Below are 17,064 nucleotides of genomic sequence, written 5' to 3' on the forward strand. Positions count from 1 at the left end.
GTTCTTCAGGACTGCGCGATGTACCTGCCAAAACCGCACGACTTTTTCACCCTCATCGAAGCCATGCCGCTGTGCATCATTCTTCACGATGCACAGAGCAAGGAGATTCTATGGGCCAACACCGCCGCCCTCGACGCGCTGGGTTTTACCCTCGAAGAACTGACGCCGCTGAAAGCCCCGGACATGACCCGTGACGCGCCCAAGTACCGGCGCTCGGTCGGCCTGCGCTGGCTGGAAGGCGCAGCGCGCACGGGCCAGCGCGCCATCGAGTGGTGTTATCGCTCCAAGCAAGGCGTGGAAATCCTCTCCGAGGCGGTCGCGACGCTGGTGCATCTGGACGGTCGTGATGTGCTGATGGTGCAGTTCCGCGACATCTCCAGGGAGGACAAGGTCAAGCGCGACCTCAAGCGTTTCGAAAGCCGGCTCAAGGCATTCATGCAGGACCTCGCCGAAGGTGTTGCGGTGCTCGGCCCTGAAGGTGATATCCGCTTTATCAGCGACTCCGGCGCGCACCTGCTCAACAGCGAAGAACACACGCTGATCGGCGAAAACTTCCTGTCATGGTGCGACGACGATTCGCGTCGCCGACTGCTGCAACAGCTGGCCAGCGAGCCCCCGGAACATGCGCCGTTCCGCGTGCACTACCACCTGCAACGCCGCGACGGCGAGTGGCGCTGGCATGAGGCGACGTGTCGTTTTATCGAAATCGAAGACGACCTGGTCGGCCACCTGCTGCTGTTTCGCGACGTCACCGAACATGTGCGCGCCGAAGAAGCACGGCGGGTCAGCGAGCAGAAACTCGAATACCTGGCGCGCTACAACGCCATGGGCGAAATGGCCGTGGCCATTGCTCATGAGCTGAGCCAACCGCTGGCCGCCACCCGCAACTTCATCGAAGGCGCGGTGATTCGCCTGGGCAAGGAGTCCGCCACGGATCAGGGGGTCGCCTGGGGTTTGCAAAACGCCGTGCGGCAAATCGAGCATGCGTCGCTGATCATCAAAAGCGTGCGTGATTACGTGGTCAAACTGGAGCAGGCCGAAGAGCTGATCGACCTCAACGAACTGCTGCGCGAAACCCGCTATTTCATCAGCCTGCGCGCCGATCCGAGCCTGGTCCGCGTCGAGATTGTCGCCAGTCCCGCGCCGCTGTGGGTGAGCTGCGAGAAGGTGCTGATCGGTCAGGTCATTCTTAATCTGGCGTTCAACGCGATTGAAGAAATGAGCGATCTGCCTGTTGAACGACGGGTGCTGCGCATTCACGCCAGCCGCGAAAACGACGTGGCGTTGGTGCGCATCGAAGACTGCGGTCGCGGCATTCAGGCCCAGGCGCAAGAGAAGCTGTTCGACGGTTTCTTCTCGTCCAAGGTCAGCGGCAACGGCATTGGCCTGGCGCTGTGCAAAAACATCATCGGCCGCCATCGCGGCGATATCTGGGCGCAAAACCTTGAGCCCTGCGGTGCTGTTTTCACCTTCACCCTTCCCCTCGCAACTCCCGCCTGAAACCCCCGAAGAACCTGAATCAAACCACTGACCTGTAGGAGCCGGCTTGCCGGCGATGGCGTACTCAAGGACGCCTTCGCCGGCAAGCCTGGCTCCTACAGGTCAGTGGTTTTGGCTTGCAATTGCGGTGTTTGCAGCCTGGTTTTCGAGACTGGCACAGACACACAAACGCTTGGCAGCCACAGCAATTCCCCCCTTCTGCCAGCGAGGCAGAATCGAACTGCAAAAATCTGCCAATGCACTTGCGATTTGCACGAACAATAATTCAGGGAGTTCCCCCTAATGCGAGCCACCAGGATCACCGTACAGTCAGCGCTGAGTCTCAGCCTGCTGGTACTGGGTTTGAACAATGCCAGCGCGGATCTGCCCGCTGACACGATCGGCCAGACCGTTCTGGCATTTCCGCCGGAAGTTCATCGGGCCTTTATCGTCGACGTCGAATTCGAAAGTTTCGTGGCGGGCCGTGTCACCGTGGTCGACCCCGATAAAAAGCGCGTGCTCGGCATGGTGCCGACTGGTTTTGCTGCGCCCTCGACGCTCAGCCACGATCAGAAAACCCTCTACAGCGCCGACATCTTTTATTCGCGCGGCACTCGTGGCACCCGCACCGACGTGCTGACCGCCTGGGACAGTTCCACCCTGTCGCCGGCCTGGGAGCTGTTGATTCCGACCAAGCGCGCCGAGTCGCTGACCCAGCGCTACGGCTTGAAGACCAGCGGTGATGACCGCTTTGTCTACGTCTACAACTTCACCCCGTCGACCTCGGTGACCGTGGTCGACACCCAGGCCAAAGCCGTCACCGCCGAACTGGCGATTCCCGGTTGCGTACTCAACTACCCGATCGGCAATCGCCGCTTCGCCTCGCTGTGCGGCGACGGCAGTTTGCAAGTGATCACGCTGAACGATCAGGGCCAGGAAACCGCACGCAGCCGCACGCCGTTCTTCGACCCGAACGCGGAGAAGCTGGTGGAGCGCGCGGTGAACGTCGGCGACACCTATTACTTCACCACCACCACGGGCACCGTGCGCCCAGTGGATTTCTCGGCCGACGCACCGAAAATCCTGCCGTCCTGGTCGCTGACCAGCGACGAGGAAAAGAAGGCAGGCTGGGCACCTGGCGGCTGGCAGCTGATGGCCGTCGCGCCGAAGCTGAACCGCTTGTACGTGCTGATGCACGACGCGCACGAACCGATGAAGTGGGAAGACCCAAGCCCGCTGATCTGGGCGTTTGATCTGAAAACCCACAAGAAGGTCGCCACGCTGGAGGCACCGGTTCCGGTGTGGAGCATGCAGGCGACCGGCGACGACAAGCCGCTGCTGCTGGGCGCCGACGTTGCAGGCGGTTTGCAGATCTTCGACCTGAAGACCAATACGCTCACCGGCAGCATGGCGAAGGTCGCGAAAACCGCGACTCAGGTCATGAGCTACTAACCGAGGTTCGGCCATGCACTTAGATCCGATCTTCATCATTGCCAGCGCCCTCGCCATCGCGGTGTTGCTGGCCAGTGCCGCGACCCACAAGGTGAGCGCGCCGGCACGTTTTGCCCGGCAACTGGCGGACTACCAATTGCTGCCCGACGTGGCCGTACGCCCCGTCGCACGCGTCATTCCGCTGGTTGAACTGGCCATCGCCTTTGCGCTGCTGGTACCGGTCAGCCGTGCCTGGGCAGCGTTGGGCGCCGCCAGCCTGATCGCACTGTATGCCGCGGCCATTGGCATCAACCTGTGGCGCGGTCGTCGCGATATCGACTGCGGCTGTGCCGGCCCGGACCAGGCCCAACCGCTGCGCCCGGTTCTGCTGCTGCGCAACAGCGCGCTGGTGGCGCTGGCGTTGCTGGCCAGCGTCTCGCCGGTGGTTCGTGACCTGGGTTTTTTCGACGGCTTCGTGACTGTCGCCGCCAGCGCCGTCGCGCTGCTGATTTACGCCGCAGCCGATGGCTTGCTGGCGAACTCCCCTCTTCTGCTCAAACTGATTGGTAGGTGATCAATGGAAGGCTTAATCGTTTCCAACGTTCTGCTCTGGGTACTGCTGGTGGCCGTGGCGTTTGCCGTCATGGGCCTGGTCCGGCAGATTGGTGTGCTGCACGGCCGTCTGGCCCCGGCCGGTGCGTTGATGATGGACAAGGGCGTGGCGGTCAATGAAGCCGCGCCACAGGTCACCGCCTCCGACCGCAAAGGGCGCCCGGTCAACTTCGGCTATGCCGGCGAGAAATCGCAACTGCTGTTCTTCCTCTCGCCAACCTGCCCGATCTGCAAGTCTCTGCTGCCGGCGATCAAATCCATCGCCAAGGAACAGGCCGATCGCCTCGACGTGGTGTTCATCAGCGATGGCGACATGGACGCCCAGCAAAAGCTGATCACCGAACACAAACTGGAAGACGCCACTTATGTGGTCGGGCCTGAAGTGGGCATGACCTACCAGATCGGCAAGCTGCCGTACGCCGCGCTGATCGACAAGAGCGGCACCCTGCGCGCCAAAGGCCTGGTCAATTCCCGCGAGCACCTGGACAGCCTGTTCGAAGTCGAACACCTGAAAAGCGCGACGCTGCAGGAATACCTCAACAGCCAGCCGCATGCACACGACCACAGCCACGGCCATAGCCACTGATAAGGCAGGAGACTTTCATGAAACTGCTGGATCTGTTGTTTGAGCGTTCGACTCGTCGTGTTGCCGACACAACCTCGCGACGCAAACTGCTGTCGCGCATGGGTTCTCTGATGGTTGCCGGCGCCGCGTTGCCGCTGCTGTTGCCGCTGGATCGCACCAGCAAAGCCCTGGCCGCCGATAACCCGAAAGCCGGTGACCCGGGTGATCCGAACACCTGCGACTATTGGCGCTACTGCTCCATCGATGGCTTTTTGTGCAGCTGCTGCGGAGGGTCGGTGACGTCCTGTCCGCCGGGCACGGAAGTGTCGCAAGTGACCTGGATCGGCACCTGCCGCAACCCGGCCGATGGCAAGGATTACATCATTTCGTACAACGACTGCTGCGGTAAGCAGAGCTGTGCGCAGTGCGCCTGCACCCGTAACGACAGTGAAGAACCGGCCTATCGCCCGTTCAACAACAACGATGTGAACTGGTGCCTGGCCGCCAAATCGCACATCTACCACTGCACCGTTTCGATCATTCGTGGCGTCGCGGTTTAACGCGCATTTACCGTCGTTTGTTCGCGCAAACGATGGCTTTTTGTAGGAGCCGGCTTACTGCGGGCGGCTCCTACAGGTCCGATTTCTCCTGCACAGGTGGAGGTGCTGCTTATGGGTAGGTTGCTCATCCTCGGTCTTGTCTGCGCCATGACCGCCCCGCTCGTTCATGCCAGGGCCATCCCGGACCCGGCGCAACGGCATGCGCCGGGCAATGAAGCCCTGCAAAAACCGATTGCCCAGGCCGGTTACAGCGTTGGCGTGAACTACCAACTGCAATGCGCCGGTTGCCACTTGGGCAATGGCATGGGTTCTGCCGCGAATGACACGCCCCGGATGGCAGGGTTTGTCGGCAACTTTCTGAAAGTGCCGGGCGGCCGCGAGTTTCTCGTGCGCGTGCCGGGAATGTCGCAGTCCGCGCTGGACAACGCGCAACTGGCCGATCTGCTCAACTGGTTGATCCGTGCCGACGGGATGGCGGGCAAAAGCACGCCGGCCGACTATCAGCCTTACAGCGCCGACGAAGTGGCGGCACTGCGCGCAGAAACCATGCTCAACCTCCCCGGCACCCGCGCCGGTCTGATCCAGCAAATGCGTGCGCAAGGCATCGCAATTGAAGACGGGATGAACAACTGACAACGGCTTGAACCAAAGCCGTCATTGCAAAAACGGGGGCCCGTTCCCCCGCCCTTCCGCTGCGCCAACTCTCCTCTGCGATAACAAGACGACCTTGCGGCAAACGCCGTGCAGGTGTCTCACCATGGTTTGCCCGGCACCTTGTGTCCGAGTGCATTTTTATATATGGATGTTGTCAGAATCCGTAGCTATAGAGTGAATGTGTGCACAGTGGTGCTAAAGTGACAGCACCTGTCTTCGTCTCACCGGATTTACGCATTTGAGGGTGCAAACCTGTCACAAGTATGAGCAGCTTGTCGGTGACGCTGAGGCTCTCAAATGAGGGCTGTGTTGACCTGAATCTCGTCATCACCGAGCGCAAGGGAAAGCAAATGAGGTCTAAAGATGATATTTGAGCCTAACAGTACCCGTTCCGTTCTCCAGCGAAGAAGCAGTACCAGTATCGTTGTTCAGGCCGGTCTCGATTGCGTTGCGGTAACCGGTGTTGCGTGGTTCTTGATCAATTATCACATCGGCTTCATCTCGCAAGACTACGTCATCATGCTCTTGCTGCTGCTTGGCGCGCTGGCCGTCGTGTACGACCACTATGCCATTTACCGCAGCAATGTCGGGTTCACTGTCAAAGCCTTCAAGCTTCTGAAGGCATGGACCGCGACTTTTGGTTTTCTCGTTGCCATGGCTTTCCTGACCAAAACCAGCGAACGGTATTCGCGGCTATTGGTTGGGGAGTTATTTGTTCTTGGCTATTTCGCCCAGTTGTTTTTGCACCTCGCCTCACGGGAAATGCAGAAGAAATTCCTGGCCCACCCGACGCAACTGGAAAATTCGCTGATCATTGGCTCGGGCGAGCTGGCGAGCTACCTCCACAAGAAAATCAGTAACAACCCCTGGCTCGGCGAACGCATCGTTGGCTGTGTGTTGATTGGCGCGGACGATGACTGGGCAAAGGAAGGCGTGGAAGGCGCACCACGCCTGTCGATACTGGGCAACATCTCTGATCTTGATGAGTTGGTTGTCAAACACGCCATTCGTACCGTCTATTTTGTGACCCCTGTGGGTGGCTCCGAAGTTATCCAGAAGGTTTATTTAAGCCTGTTCGACAAACACGTCAGGGTTAACTGGGTGCCTGACATTTTCGCCTTGAAGTTGATCAACCACAGCGTTCGCGAGATTGCCGGCATTCCCGTGCTGACCTTGTCCGAAACTCCGCTGATGGGGATGCGACTGTTCCTGAAGAATCTCGAAGACAAGGTCGGCGCTTTTCTGATCCTGCTTTTTGCGGCACCAGTGCTGGCGTTAGTTGCCCTTGCGATCAAGATCGATAGCCCCGGCCCCGTGTTCTTTCGTCAGCAACGCATGGGGTGGAGCGGCGAAGTTTTCAGTATCTGGAAGTTCAGAAGCATGGTGGTCCATCAGCCGTCGGACGGCACCGTCAAGCAGGCACAAAAGAATGATCCACGCGTGACCAGGGTGGGCGCCTTTATTCGCAAAACCAGCCTCGATGAACTGCCGCAATTGTTCAACGTGTTGATGGGCGAAATGTCGCTGGTGGGGCCTCGCCCGCACGCGATTCAACACGACGTGCAGTACTCGCCCGATGTCTCGGGCTACTTTGCGCGACATAACATTAAACCGGGTATCACCGGGCTGGCGCAGGTGCGGGGCCTTCGCGGTGAAACGAAAGATGTAGAACAAATGATTCGCCGGGTTGACTCAGACATCGAGTACATCAACAACTGGTCGCTCTGGCTCGACTTCATCATTCTTTTACGAACGGTATCTGCCTTCTCCGGCAAACAGGCCTATTAATCCGTAGTGAAACTGTAGGAGCAGCCGGTCGATGACGGAAACAGGTCCAGCGTGCGCTCGACCTCATCAGGGTCGATAGTAAAACCATTGCCCGCGGGAGTACCGACGACAAAACCAAAGTGTTGATGGTCACGATCGGTCAGGTACTTGAAATAGCAGATGAAACGCTCAGGAGGTTGCAACACCAGCAGCGACCCACCCGGCGGCAATACATTAACCCCATGGATCAATTGACTGCCCTCGACCCCTATCACGGTTCTTGCACCGGCACAGGTCGCGACAATGGTCGCAACATCGCACAGCGCCGGGTCGAGAATACGAAAGCCTCGACGATCACGCAGACGCTCAGCCAACTCCATTTCGTTACGCAACAAGCGTAAATCGCCGCGACCACCTCTCAGGATAAACACGCCTGGATGAGCGCTCGTGTTGACGTGGGACAGCAACTTTTCGCCCATTGCACGGAAGCGCAGATGCTTGTGGCGATTTTGACTTATGTCGTCAAAGATCACGAGTTCACGAAAAAACGCATTACGTAAACGAACCGGCTTCATGCCAAGCCAGTCCTCATAACCGGGGGTGTGAAGGATGCCGTTCCTGGTGGTGGAAACAATGTTGGCGGAGGGAGCCGTGGTCACTGGAACGCCTTCGTTGCAGGCCAGTGAATAGGTCAGGCAATCGTCCGTCAGCCAACTGCCAAACCACTTGTTGCCCCCCGCCGTGCAATACAACGCGCCGCGCTCGATTTCGTTTTCGACGCGAACCCCGGGCAGCCGGCCAACGCCTGGCGTCAACCAGGATTTGGCGCTTCCTTTGTAGAGCGCGCCATCGATCATCCAGACATCTTTGAGCAAATAACCCCGGGTCGGTCCATGTTCAACACGACCGACACCTTCCATTGTGCGACGAGGATGTTCATGGGGATAAAAAAGTTGCTCTTCCCATCCCGTCACACGTTCAAGTTGATTGGGAAGAAAGAAGGCAGGTTGAGCAAACGCGACTTCACCCGGCGCAATATCCCAGGTTTTCACCGCCATACTTTGCAGCGTTAACGCTGGTTTCCGGGCAAGGCGTGTTTTAAAGAGGTGTTTATAAGCCGCCAGGCTCCACTTCGCCGGGCCGCTACTTGCCAACGCGTTGAATTCCGACATAGACACCCCGGCGCAATATGATTACACAGCATTTACAGCCAACTACTTCTCAATATCTCAAGTGCAGAGAATAGTTTGCAGAATGGGCGGAGACTTCAAATGAGCGTAGCGACTACGCAAGTTATCGAGCAGCGTGGCGTCCGGTTCCCTGGAACAATGGAGATACAGTTTGGATAGCCCCCCAAAGCCCATTTCACGATATCGATTTGCAACTTCTTCATCACTTGGCCCGTCGGGTATTCCAAGATGAAGTGTCAAATGTTTGCCTTCAACAGCAAAAAGCGGTGTCTCCCACAGAAACTGCGCAGCGCCGGTCCTGGGCAGCCGAACAAACACGTAGCCATGGTTTCCCAGCGTATCGACATCACCGCCGCGCCTTCTTTTCCACTCAAGAAGCCCGTCGTCCGGACGTGCCAGACACGTCCCGATATCGTAGTAATCAAATCCGTTTTCTATCGCCCACTCAAGCGCCATGAACGTGGTGATGGAATTGACTTCACGTAATTTCCTGGCATCTGAAAACACCTCGTCAGGGTAGCCAAAACGCACGGTGCTCCAGTAGCGCTTGCCCGCGCGGGTGACGACGCACCCCAGATGGCAGGCAACAACCTGGTCTTCCAACACCACCAGATCGAGGCGTCCGGCATTTTTTGCCACCCGTTGAACTTCATGTGATGCGATTTGCGAGGCGGCTGCGCCATGACGGGCCCTGGCGTAGGGTTGAAGCATTTCCCGATCCGCCGTTTCAATCTCATCATCGTTCAGTGCTTGCTTCATGCCGTAGCGCAACCGGTTCTTGCGTAAATTGCGCCGTAACTCGGTGTTGTATCGCGCCGTAATCTCATCAATGGATCTGCGCAGTGGCACGACAGCACTCAGGTATTGCGGCACATACAATGCACCCCAGGTCGGCATGTCACTGACAACGACCGTGCGGTCTGATTTCGACAGGTTATCAACCCCCTGAGTCTCAGCCCCCAGGAGCACCTTCACAAATTCCCGCTGGGATTTTCTGCCCACGTAAAGAATGTCGTAGCGGCTGTCTTCCCGCAGTTTGAACCTGGCGATTTCCCAGCGCCAAACACAGGCGCGCGCGGCTATGTCACGTAACCAGGCGAGCGCTTTTCTTAGCTCAAATCGCATGGAAGGCGACATTAACTTGTGTATCAGTTTTGATATATATGCGTTCATTTGCTTATTAGCACACATCAAGAAGCGTTCATTTGAGTTTTCAAACCAATAGATCAAACACTCGAAATGAGAGTCGATAGCTCACCACGCTTTTCAAAATATGCGGCAAACCATAACTACTAATATGATGCGCGCTGTTTTTTGAATGTACGCCCAGCTGTCTTTCTTGCGAGAAACTCGCCACTCACTCTCTGTAATCAAGAATTTCTGACGTCATTTATTCGTCTCCAACCTTAACAAAAAAACGCTCCAGCTCATCCGCCGAGTCGGTAATACAAGGCTGAGTAAAGATGCTGGCGCAGAGTTTTGCAAGATATTTCAGACGTGCTTTTCAGGCAGCCCGAATATTAAAACTGACGTCAAATTCCTGTTACGTCAGGAACTTCGACAGATGAGTGTGCGTAACAAAAACTTGGGGTTACCCACGATATAGCGAGTGAATAATCGCTTTGGCTCACTGAGCAGCCGGAACACCCATTCACAACCGAGGCGACGCACCCATTGCGGAGCACGCGTCACCTTGCCGCCGAGAAAATCCAGGATCGCCCCACCGCATACCACCAGGCATGGCACGCCACTGGCGGCCAGTCTCGCGGCAACGACTTCCTGCTTGGGCATGCCCATCCCCAGCACCACCAGTTCCGGCAGTGACTGACGGGCAAGGTTGACGTAATCATCCACCCCTGCAAAACCATGGTGAGCAGAGACGACATTGACCGCAAACACCGCTTCGCAATGGCGCACCGCGTTGGCCAGGAAGGTCTCTTCAGTCCCCCAGAACGCCACGCGCCGGCCCTTGTAGGCGGCCAGTAATTTGGGGATGAAATCGGTGCCGTTCATATTCAGACCCGGCTCGAGACCGAGTCGGCGATACAGGATGGCCATGCCGGAGCCATCCCGTAACAACACGTCGGCCGCCGATAGCGCGTCGTAATAAGCGGGGTTGGCCGTCACCAGGTTCATGGCATGGGCATTGACGAATCCAAGCACTGTCGTCCCCTCGGACCGGGACAACGCATCAATCAATTGTTGTTCGTCACCGGCATCACGAACCACCCTGAGTTTGCGCAGGATGGTTTGCCAGTTGTGCTGCCAGGATAAGGGGCTCATCAGGTGTCATCTCGCTTCGAACGCACCCAGTCGACCTGGCGCTTGAGCACAAAACCAATGTACAGCGGGATTTTCTTCAACGCGTAGAACGGCGCATACAACAAGGCTGAAAACGCGATGATCCCGCGACCGAACCGACTCCATGCCAGCAAGACAGTCACGCCCAACAGTGCGAGCCCGAAAGACGCGATCAAGGCTGGCGCCAACGCGCCGCCGAGCAACACCACCAGCCATGAAAGGCTGAAGGCGACCACCAGCAGCAACGTCAGCAAAGCCAGCGGCGGGACCAGTAAATCCGCAGTCATTGCCAGAAGGTTCAAGTTGCCTTTGCGGATAGCCTCTAACAGCAACCTTGGCGCATCGCTGAGGATGACCCCGAGATGACCATGCTCCCAGCGTGTACGCTGGATGCTCAGGCCTTCGTCGCTGCGCGGAAAATCACTGCTGACCAACGCATCGGGGCAAAACAGGGGCGGTTTGCCGCTTCGGCAGAAATCCAGGCCCATCTTCAAGTCTTCGACGATGTGGCCACTGGCTAACTCGATCAACGCCAGATCCCGCCAGACGAACGCCATTCCCGAACCCATCAACGAACAAGGCAACCCCAGTCGGGCCCAACCCTGCGCTCGCACCTGATTCTTCACGCACCAGGCGAATTCGGCAATTTGCACTTTCAACCCGGAGCCTGCAGGCGCATGCATCAAGTACAGGGCCTGTGCTGGACGCCCGGAGTCGATGCAGCACAGTGCCAAACGCTCAATCGAGCCTTCACCCACCCGCGAATCGGCATCGACAACAATCATCACGTCCGGTGCATCGTTGGCCAGGTAACGCACCCCGAAGTCCAGTGCATAACCCTTGCCTCGCTGCTGAGCATTGCTGCGTTCCACCACCTCGGCACCCGCGGCGCGGGCCAGCGCGGCCGTGTCGTCAGTACAGTTGTCCGCGACAACCACCAGGCGATCGCCCGCCAGCAGTTGCGGCAGAATGCTGTTCAACGTCGCGACGATCAGCGAGGACTCATTGTGAGCCGGCACCAGCACCGCCACCCTCGGTCGCGATCCTTGCGCCGGTGCAAGCGATCGCACCGGCAGGCTGGCCAGCAGCACCTGCACGAACAACACCCACACCGGCAGGACGATGAGTATCAGCAGTGCACTGAACAGCCAACCCAGTAACGTGATCATGCGTGCGCCTTGAACAATTCAGCCAGCTTGGCTGCTTCGGTATCGATATCGTGCCGCTCCAGCACCCGCTGATACGCGGCATCGCCCATCCGCTGCAACACCTCGACAGGTTGCGCGAGGCAGTCGGCCAGCGCCACCGCCAACTCATCCACGGCACCTGCGGGAAATAACCAGCCGTTCTCACCCTGACGCACCAGTTCGGGAATGCCCGCCACGCAGGTCGTCAGCACAGGCCGGCGCAAGGCCATGGCTTCCATGATGACCACCGGCAAGCCCTCGGCGAAACTCGGCAACACCAGGGCCCGCGCCGCCAGGATTTCCTCCCGCACCTGATCGCTGCTGATCCAGCCGGTAATGCGCACCTGCGCCTGCAAGCCATGCCGCGTAATCAGGGTTTCGATCTCTGCACGCATTTCCCCGTCGCCAGCCAGTACGATCTCGAACGCCACGCCTTGCGCCACCAGTTTTCGCGCCGCTTCAAGCAACAACAGTTGCCCCTTCTGCTCACACAAGCGCCCCACGCACACCAACCGTGGCACAGACGGCACAGCGACAGCCGGCACCTCATGAAACGCCCGCTCCAGGCCGCAGTGGACCACCTTGACCTTTTCCCAATGCGCATGCTCCACCCAGCGAAACAACTGGCTGCGCCCATAGGAACTGATCGCCGCGACAAACGCCGCGCGCCGGACTTTCTCGCCCAGATGGATAAATTGTGGTTTGTCGAATTCCTCCGGGCCGTGCACGGTAAAGCTGTACGCAGGCCCGCCGAGCGCATGGGCCAACATCACCACCTCGGTTGAGTTGGTGCCGAAATGCGCATGCACATGCCTGGCGCCGAACGCTTGCAACCAGGACAACAACCGGCACGCCTCGAACAAATAGATCACATGATACGGCCACGGCCGATCGGCACGCAGGCCCATGCGCAACGCCAGCCACAGCGTCGAAAAAAAGCGTCGTGGCTGCGCGCGCAGCACTTGCAGCACCGGCCCTGCCAGCGCTTTGACTCCGCCCTGCAACACATAGTGGGTCTGGGCTTGTTCGGACACGTCCTCGGCATCCACCAACTGCGCATCCCAGCCGCGCAGGGCAATGCGCTGCACTTCAAAGCCCTGACGCTCCAATGCCAGAATCTCGCGACGAATGAAGCTATGGCTGACTTTGGGGTATTGATTGATGAAATAAGCGATACGCATAAGCACCAAGCTTGGCTGTCGTTGCGGTGAATGATTACAGCGGGGCATCCCACAGTAGTTCAGTGGCCTGGAACGTCAGTCAGCCCCACGCGGGTGGCGATAACTGCCAATCAACACACCGTCTATCTTTTTGAACGTGTCCTCCAGCAACTCATAACGCCTGCGGTACATGGCGCGTTTTTTCGAAGCGATACTCTCAAGCGGTTTGCTCGACGGGGCCATGGGGATTTCAAAGAAGTCTTCCCGCGCTGACGGCGTCGCGCCGTGCTCCAGCCAGATCACATCGTAATTGGCCGCCAGGTCCTGGGATTTTTCAGCACCAAAATAGGCGTGCCGGTGATGACGGAACCCGTCGCTTACTGCGTAGATTTTTTCAACGCCAATCCGGGTCGCGATGTATTTGATGACTTCAATCAGAAAGCTTCGTGGCCGAAGACCTTCGAAACTTTTTGTCAGCTCCCGGTAAATGTCCAGGGAGCGTTCGCTCTCCACCCCTTTGTGAATCCCTTGCACGGCACCGATGAAAATACACAGTTCACCCTCGGTGCAACACAAGGTGAACGCAATCGATGCAATGCGTAAATCACCCTGAAACAGGTTCAACACCAGCTCGCCTTCACGCATAAACCAAATGGGTCGATCCAGCACCAGGGAACAATCGGCAGCGAAGGCCGACAAGTCACTCAACACCAGACTTTCACTTCGACCAAACAGCAATAGCTGCGGGCAGCTTTTCGTCACCACCTCATAGTGCGAGGCCAACACACTCAGTCGGTCCTGAGGGTTCCAGCTTTTGCTGATGTAGGGCCAATGAACGACTCCCACACAATCCCCGCCCAACTTCGCAAAACCGGCGCTGCCCAAAGCGTTCGACATGCGCCCGGTGAACAGCTTGAGGTCAGCCCAGTTCTTCGCCACTAAAATCATTAATTCGAGCTTGTTTTTCACGGCTCTCAATGAATAACCAGCGTGTAAAGAAAACGCGTTTTTCAGCAGTTGCCAGTTATTCATTTAAGTCTCACTTGTATTCGATCAACGCGGACTTGCGAGCGCCGAACCTGTTCAAAAGAAACTTCAATTGCCCCAGCATCTCGGGAAATTTCCCCAGCACCAGAAAGAATGCCTGCAGCCAGTTTTCCCGCGCTGACCCCGACCCCCGACGGGCCAGGCGCACGACCTGCAATGGGTAGACCAGCAACAACAGCAAGCCAGCCCCTCCCAGCACCAGGCTGGCGAGAACCGTTGCCAGCGGAATGCCCAGGCCCCAGAACCAGGCGCGGCGTGACTCACGCAACCAATGCTGCTCGGGGGCCGCCCCATGCAAATAAGCACCTTCGGCAAAAGCGTAGCCGCCGCGCAGGGTTCGCTTCCACCATTGGCCGAACCGGGTCATGGTCGCATCGTGCAGGGTCATTTCCTCAGGCAGCCGCCAGACTTTCCAGCCCTTGGCACGCAGCCGCACACACAACTCGGGCTCTTCCCCGGCAATCAGATCCGGGCGAAACCCCGACACTTCGGCGAAGGCGTCGGCCCGCATCAACGCATCGCCCCCGCAAGCCTTGGCCTCGCCTATCGGCGTGTCCCATTCGAGATCGCACAACAGGTTGTAAATCGAATGCTGAGGAAAGCGTTCACGGCGCCGCCCACACACCACCGCCACCTCAGGATGCGCGTCCAGAAAGGCTTGCGCCTTTGACAGCCAGCCACCGACGACCTCGCAATCACCATCGACGAACTGCACATGACGCAGCGAAGGCAACACGCGTTGCACGCAGGCAAATCCTTCATTGCGCGCGCGTGCAGCGGTAAAGGGAATGCTCATATCCAGTTCGACCACCTCGACACCAAGCGCCTGCGCCATTGGCACCGAACCATCGGTTGAGCCGGAGTCGACATAAACGACCTGCTGCGCGGCATCTACCAGCGACGCCAGGCAACGCTGCAACCGCAGTCCTTCATTACGACCGATCACAACAACACCCATGCCGGTAGTCATGACGCTCACTCAGCGCCGCCATCGAAACAGGCCTTCGGATAACTCATGAGTATTCCTCTGTTTCTACTGACTTCCTTTTCTTGATGGTCGCGGGCACACCCACGGCCACCGAGTCGTCGGGTACGTCGGTCAGTACCACGGCGTTGGCGCCGATTACGACATTGTTACCAATGCGGATGTTGCCCAATACCTTGGCCCCGGTGCCGATATCCACATTATTGCCAATCACCGGGGCAATCGGCTCGTTCACATTCTTCAGGCCTACGACGACGCCATTGCGGATCCGGCAATCATCGCCAAACTGCGCATAGCCACTGATCACAATGCCGCCGAAATGATCGATGACGAAGTTGCGCCCGACCACGACTTCACAGGGCAACTCGATGCCCGTCACGATCTGCACCAGTTTGAAGAGCACTTTATAGATAAAGGAGAGCAATTTACGCAGCAGTGCCGGGCGCACACCGTAGCGCCAGCGCCCGAAGCGATAAACCAGCATGACCCAGAATCCCTGAGCGCCCCAATCACCACCATAGGCACGCAAGTCCGCCCTTATATTCTCGAACATTGATTGACCTACCGTGTGGGTTGGGTAGCGAGTCGGGTTTCACGCAGCAGCGCCCAAGTGGCACGCGTATGCTGCCAGCACGCCGCGATGGCGGCTCGGCCACGACCTTTGAGCAGCGCCTTGAGCGCCAGAATCAGATCCCCCAGGCAAACCAGGAACATATGCCAGCCCAACCCCAGCAGACCGTGGTGCTTGCGGAAGTACAATAGCTCGCTTTCGATTTGCATCCTGGGTATTTGCCGACTGACCGCGTTGAGTTCAACCACTGTTTTGGCGCTTTCACCACCGATATGCACCACCGTGGTATGCGGGTAAAAAACCACCTTCCAACCGGCCTGTTTGACGCGTTTGCAGTGGTCAACTTCCTCGTAGTAAAGGAAGTAGCGCGGGTCGAACAAGCCCACCTGGTCGATGACTTCCCGGCGAATCAGGTAATAGCAGCCGGGCACCCAGTCGCATTCACGGACCGAGGCGTGATCCCATTCCATGTCGTCGACCCGCTTCACCACCGGGAAAAAGCGTTCAAGCCCTGCACGGGAAAGGAAGACATTCAACGGTGTGGGGAAATAGCGGCAGGAGGGTTGCAAGTCACCTTCGCGCCCGACCAGCCGAACGCCAAGCACGCCGCAATCAGGATGAGCCTCCATGTATTCCAGGGTTTTGTTCAGGGTGTCGGCGGCAACGAAGGCATCGGTATTGAGGAGTAACGCGTACTTGCCCTGCAAGTGTTCAACCAATTGATTATTGGCACGACCAAAACCCACATTACTGTCATTGGCCAGCAGCAACGCCTCCGGGCAAATGGAGGCCAGACACTCCAGCGAATTGTCGGCAGAGGCATTGTCCACCATCAAGTAGCGCGTCAGATCCGCACTGTTTGACTGGCGCAATGCATCAAACATCGGCTGCAACAGCTTCGCTGTGTTGTAGTTGACGACCAGCACATCAAGGGGAGCATTGATCATTTTGGTGACTCGCCAAAAAAGTACTGCACTCGCATGGCCATCAGCGCCGGCTCCACGTCTGGATCATAGGCACCGTTGCGTTCTCTGATCAGGTCCATCCACGGATAGTCGTTGCAGCGCGTCTCGAATTTTTTCATCAGCTCGTCAACGGTACAAATGACCCTCGCTGGATTGCCCGCGACCACGACACCAGGCGGAACATCTTTCCTGACAACAGCACCTGCGGCGACAATTGAACCCGGACCTACGGTCACGCTCGGCATGATGATCGCAGCATGCCCGACAAAGCAGTTGTCACGGATGTCGACAGGTCCGACAGAATCGAGTTTTACGTTGTAGATAGTGGAGAAGAAAACGGCTCCATCGTGGCAGAACAGCGTGCAATCCGCTAAAGCGATGTTGTTGCCGAGGCGCACCAGCGAAGGGTCAGCGATATTGCACCCGACATTGATCCACACATTGCTGCCGACGGAATGCAGCGATCCCCAGCGCGCCAGATATCGAGCCCACTCGAACCCGTCAGGATTACAAAACCGTTTAAAGAGCCAGCGTCCCCGCCCCGTTTTGTTGACGTAATAACTTACAGCACGTCTTGCCAGCCCTATCAT

17 protein-coding genes are annotated in these 17,064 nt (G+C 57.9%); 7 read left to right on the forward strand and 10 right to left on the reverse strand.

Annotated features, from left to right (window positions below):
• Positions 1-18 precede the first annotated feature (18 nt).
• From IB254_RS18230 to IB254_RS18260, 7 genes are all read left to right on the forward strand, one after another.
• Positions 19-1,500 carry a sensor histidine kinase gene (locus IB254_RS18230; protein WP_192418538.1) on the forward strand — a complete coding sequence of 494 codons (1,482 nt, stop codon included), beginning with the start codon at positions 19-21 and terminating at the stop codon, positions 1,498-1,500.
• Between the two features lie 282 nt (positions 1,501-1,782).
• Positions 1,783-2,931, forward strand: a complete 1,149-nt coding sequence (locus tag IB254_RS18235) for an amine dehydrogenase large subunit (protein WP_192229052.1) — start codon at positions 1,783-1,785, stop codon at positions 2,929-2,931.
• Positions 2,932-2,944: 13 nt separating this feature from the next.
• Positions 2,945-3,484: a MauE/DoxX family redox-associated membrane protein gene (locus tag IB254_RS18240; RefSeq protein ID WP_192418539.1), complete on the forward strand. Its 540-nt coding sequence runs from the start codon at positions 2,945-2,947 to the stop codon at positions 3,482-3,484.
• A 3-nt stretch (positions 3,485-3,487) separates the two neighbouring features.
• Positions 3,488-4,108 carry a methylamine dehydrogenase accessory protein MauD gene (gene mauD, locus IB254_RS18245; RefSeq protein ID WP_008041094.1) on the forward strand — a complete coding sequence of 207 codons (621 nt, stop codon included), beginning with the start codon at positions 3,488-3,490 and terminating at the stop codon, positions 4,106-4,108.
• 17 nt (positions 4,109-4,125) lie between these two features.
• Positions 4,126-4,647 (forward strand): methylamine dehydrogenase light chain, encoded by a 522-nt coding sequence (locus IB254_RS18250; protein ID WP_008033908.1) that lies wholly within the window; start codon positions 4,126-4,128, stop codon positions 4,645-4,647.
• Positions 4,648-4,758: 111 nt separating this feature from the next.
• Entirely contained in the window at positions 4,759-5,280 is a 522-nt protein-coding gene (locus IB254_RS18255; RefSeq protein WP_008041092.1) for a hypothetical protein, read from the forward strand.
• 384 nt (positions 5,281-5,664) lie between these two features.
• Positions 5,665-7,089, forward strand: a complete 1,425-nt coding sequence (locus IB254_RS18260; RefSeq protein WP_008041091.1) for an undecaprenyl-phosphate glucose phosphotransferase — start codon at positions 5,665-5,667, stop codon at positions 7,087-7,089.
• On the opposite strand, the gene IB254_RS18265 is transcribed toward IB254_RS18260, so the two are convergent.
• The 10 genes from IB254_RS18265 to IB254_RS18310 all read right to left on the reverse strand — a co-directional run bounded on the left by IB254_RS18265 (position 7,086) and on the right by IB254_RS18310 (position 17,064).
• Positions 7,086-8,240: a glycosyltransferase 61 family protein gene (locus tag IB254_RS18265; protein ID WP_192418540.1), complete on the reverse strand. Its 1,155-nt coding sequence runs from the start codon at positions 8,238-8,240 to the stop codon at positions 7,086-7,088. The two genes, IB254_RS18260 and IB254_RS18265, sit on opposite strands and share 4 nt — an antisense overlap.
• Positions 8,241-8,297: 57 nt before the next feature.
• The gene (locus tag IB254_RS18270) at positions 8,298-9,431 is read right to left on the reverse strand and encodes a GNAT family N-acetyltransferase (RefSeq protein ID WP_192418748.1); all 1,134 of its coding nucleotides are present in this window, start codon (positions 9,429-9,431) and stop codon (positions 8,298-8,300) included.
• Between the two features lie 375 nt (positions 9,432-9,806).
• Entirely contained in the window at positions 9,807-10,541 is a 735-nt protein-coding gene (locus IB254_RS18275; protein WP_192229049.1) for a WecB/TagA/CpsF family glycosyltransferase, read from the reverse strand.
• The gene (locus IB254_RS18280) at positions 10,541-11,728 is read right to left on the reverse strand and encodes a glycosyltransferase family 2 protein (RefSeq protein WP_192418541.1); all 1,188 of its coding nucleotides are present in this window, start codon (positions 11,726-11,728) and stop codon (positions 10,541-10,543) included. The genes IB254_RS18275 and IB254_RS18280 overlap by 1 nt, the downstream gene beginning before the upstream one ends.
• The gene (locus tag IB254_RS18285) at positions 11,725-12,927 is read right to left on the reverse strand and encodes a glycosyltransferase (RefSeq protein WP_192418542.1); all 1,203 of its coding nucleotides are present in this window, start codon (positions 12,925-12,927) and stop codon (positions 11,725-11,727) included. Before IB254_RS18285 ends, IB254_RS18280 begins: the two co-directional genes overlap by 4 nt.
• 75 nt (positions 12,928-13,002) lie before the next feature.
• Positions 13,003-13,938, reverse strand: coding sequence for a DUF535 family protein (locus IB254_RS18290; RefSeq protein WP_192418544.1), 936 nt, complete (start codon positions 13,936-13,938; stop codon positions 13,003-13,005).
• 7 nt (positions 13,939-13,945) lie between these two features.
• Complete coding sequence (locus tag IB254_RS18295) at positions 13,946-14,923, reverse strand: glycosyltransferase family 2 protein (RefSeq protein ID WP_192418750.1); 978 nt, start codon at positions 14,921-14,923, stop codon at positions 13,946-13,948.
• 43 nt (positions 14,924-14,966) lie between these two features.
• Complete coding sequence (locus tag IB254_RS18300; protein WP_192418546.1) at positions 14,967-15,491, reverse strand: serine O-acetyltransferase; 525 nt, start codon at positions 15,489-15,491, stop codon at positions 14,967-14,969.
• Positions 15,492-15,499: 8 nt separating this feature from the next.
• Positions 15,500-16,456 carry a glycosyltransferase family 2 protein gene (locus tag IB254_RS18305; RefSeq protein WP_192418548.1) on the reverse strand — a complete coding sequence of 319 codons (957 nt, stop codon included), beginning with the start codon at positions 16,454-16,456 and terminating at the stop codon, positions 15,500-15,502.
• Entirely contained in the window at positions 16,453-17,064 is a 612-nt protein-coding gene (locus tag IB254_RS18310; protein WP_192418550.1) for an acyltransferase, read from the reverse strand. The genes IB254_RS18305 and IB254_RS18310 overlap by 4 nt, the downstream gene beginning before the upstream one ends.

Source organism: Pseudomonas sp. PDM03, assembly GCF_014852385.1.
Classification (GTDB): Bacteria; Pseudomonadota; Gammaproteobacteria; order Pseudomonadales; family Pseudomonadaceae; genus Aquipseudomonas; species Aquipseudomonas migulae.

What these genes read in the sequence shown, in the direction of transcription:
- IB254_RS18230 (WP_192418538.1), top strand. Translation starts at nt 19, where the DNA reads ATGTACCTGCCAAAACCGCACGACTTTTTCACCCTCATCGAAGCCATG.
- IB254_RS18235 (WP_192229052.1), top strand. Translation starts at nt 1,783, where the DNA reads ATGCGAGCCACCAGGATCACCGTACAGTCAGCGCTGAGTCTCAGCCTG.
- IB254_RS18240 (WP_192418539.1), top strand. Translation starts at nt 2,945, where the DNA reads ATGCACTTAGATCCGATCTTCATCATTGCCAGCGCCCTCGCCATCGCG.
- mauD (WP_008041094.1), top strand. Translation starts at nt 3,488, where the DNA reads ATGGAAGGCTTAATCGTTTCCAACGTTCTGCTCTGGGTACTGCTGGTG.
- IB254_RS18250 (WP_008033908.1), top strand. Translation starts at nt 4,126, where the DNA reads ATGAAACTGCTGGATCTGTTGTTTGAGCGTTCGACTCGTCGTGTTGCC.
- IB254_RS18255 (WP_008041092.1), top strand. Translation starts at nt 4,759, where the DNA reads ATGGGTAGGTTGCTCATCCTCGGTCTTGTCTGCGCCATGACCGCCCCG.
- IB254_RS18260 (WP_008041091.1), top strand. Translation starts at nt 5,665, where the DNA reads ATGATATTTGAGCCTAACAGTACCCGTTCCGTTCTCCAGCGAAGAAGC.
- IB254_RS18265 (WP_192418540.1), bottom strand. Translation starts at nt 8,240, where the DNA reads ATGTCGGAATTCAACGCGTTGGCAAGTAGCGGCCCGGCGAAGTGGAGC.
- IB254_RS18270 (WP_192418748.1), bottom strand. Translation starts at nt 9,431, where the DNA reads ATGAACGCATATATATCAAAACTGATACACAAGTTAATGTCGCCTTCC.
- IB254_RS18275 (WP_192229049.1), bottom strand. Translation starts at nt 10,541, where the DNA reads ATGAGCCCCTTATCCTGGCAGCACAACTGGCAAACCATCCTGCGCAAA.
- IB254_RS18280 (WP_192418541.1), bottom strand. Translation starts at nt 11,728, where the DNA reads ATGATCACGTTACTGGGTTGGCTGTTCAGTGCACTGCTGATACTCATC.
- IB254_RS18285 (WP_192418542.1), bottom strand. Translation starts at nt 12,927, where the DNA reads ATGCGTATCGCTTATTTCATCAATCAATACCCCAAAGTCAGCCATAGC.
- IB254_RS18290 (WP_192418544.1), bottom strand. Translation starts at nt 13,938, where the DNA reads ATGAATAACTGGCAACTGCTGAAAAACGCGTTTTCTTTACACGCTGGT.
- IB254_RS18295 (WP_192418750.1), bottom strand. Translation starts at nt 14,923, where the DNA reads ATGACTACCGGCATGGGTGTTGTTGTGATCGGTCGTAATGAAGGACTG.
- IB254_RS18300 (WP_192418546.1), bottom strand. Translation starts at nt 15,491, where the DNA reads ATGTTCGAGAATATAAGGGCGGACTTGCGTGCCTATGGTGGTGATTGG.
- IB254_RS18305 (WP_192418548.1), bottom strand. Translation starts at nt 16,456, where the DNA reads ATGATCAATGCTCCCCTTGATGTGCTGGTCGTCAACTACAACACAGCG.
- IB254_RS18310 (WP_192418550.1), bottom strand. Translation starts at nt 17,064, where the DNA reads ATGATAGGGCTGGCAAGACGTGCTGTAAGTTATTACGTCAACAAAACG.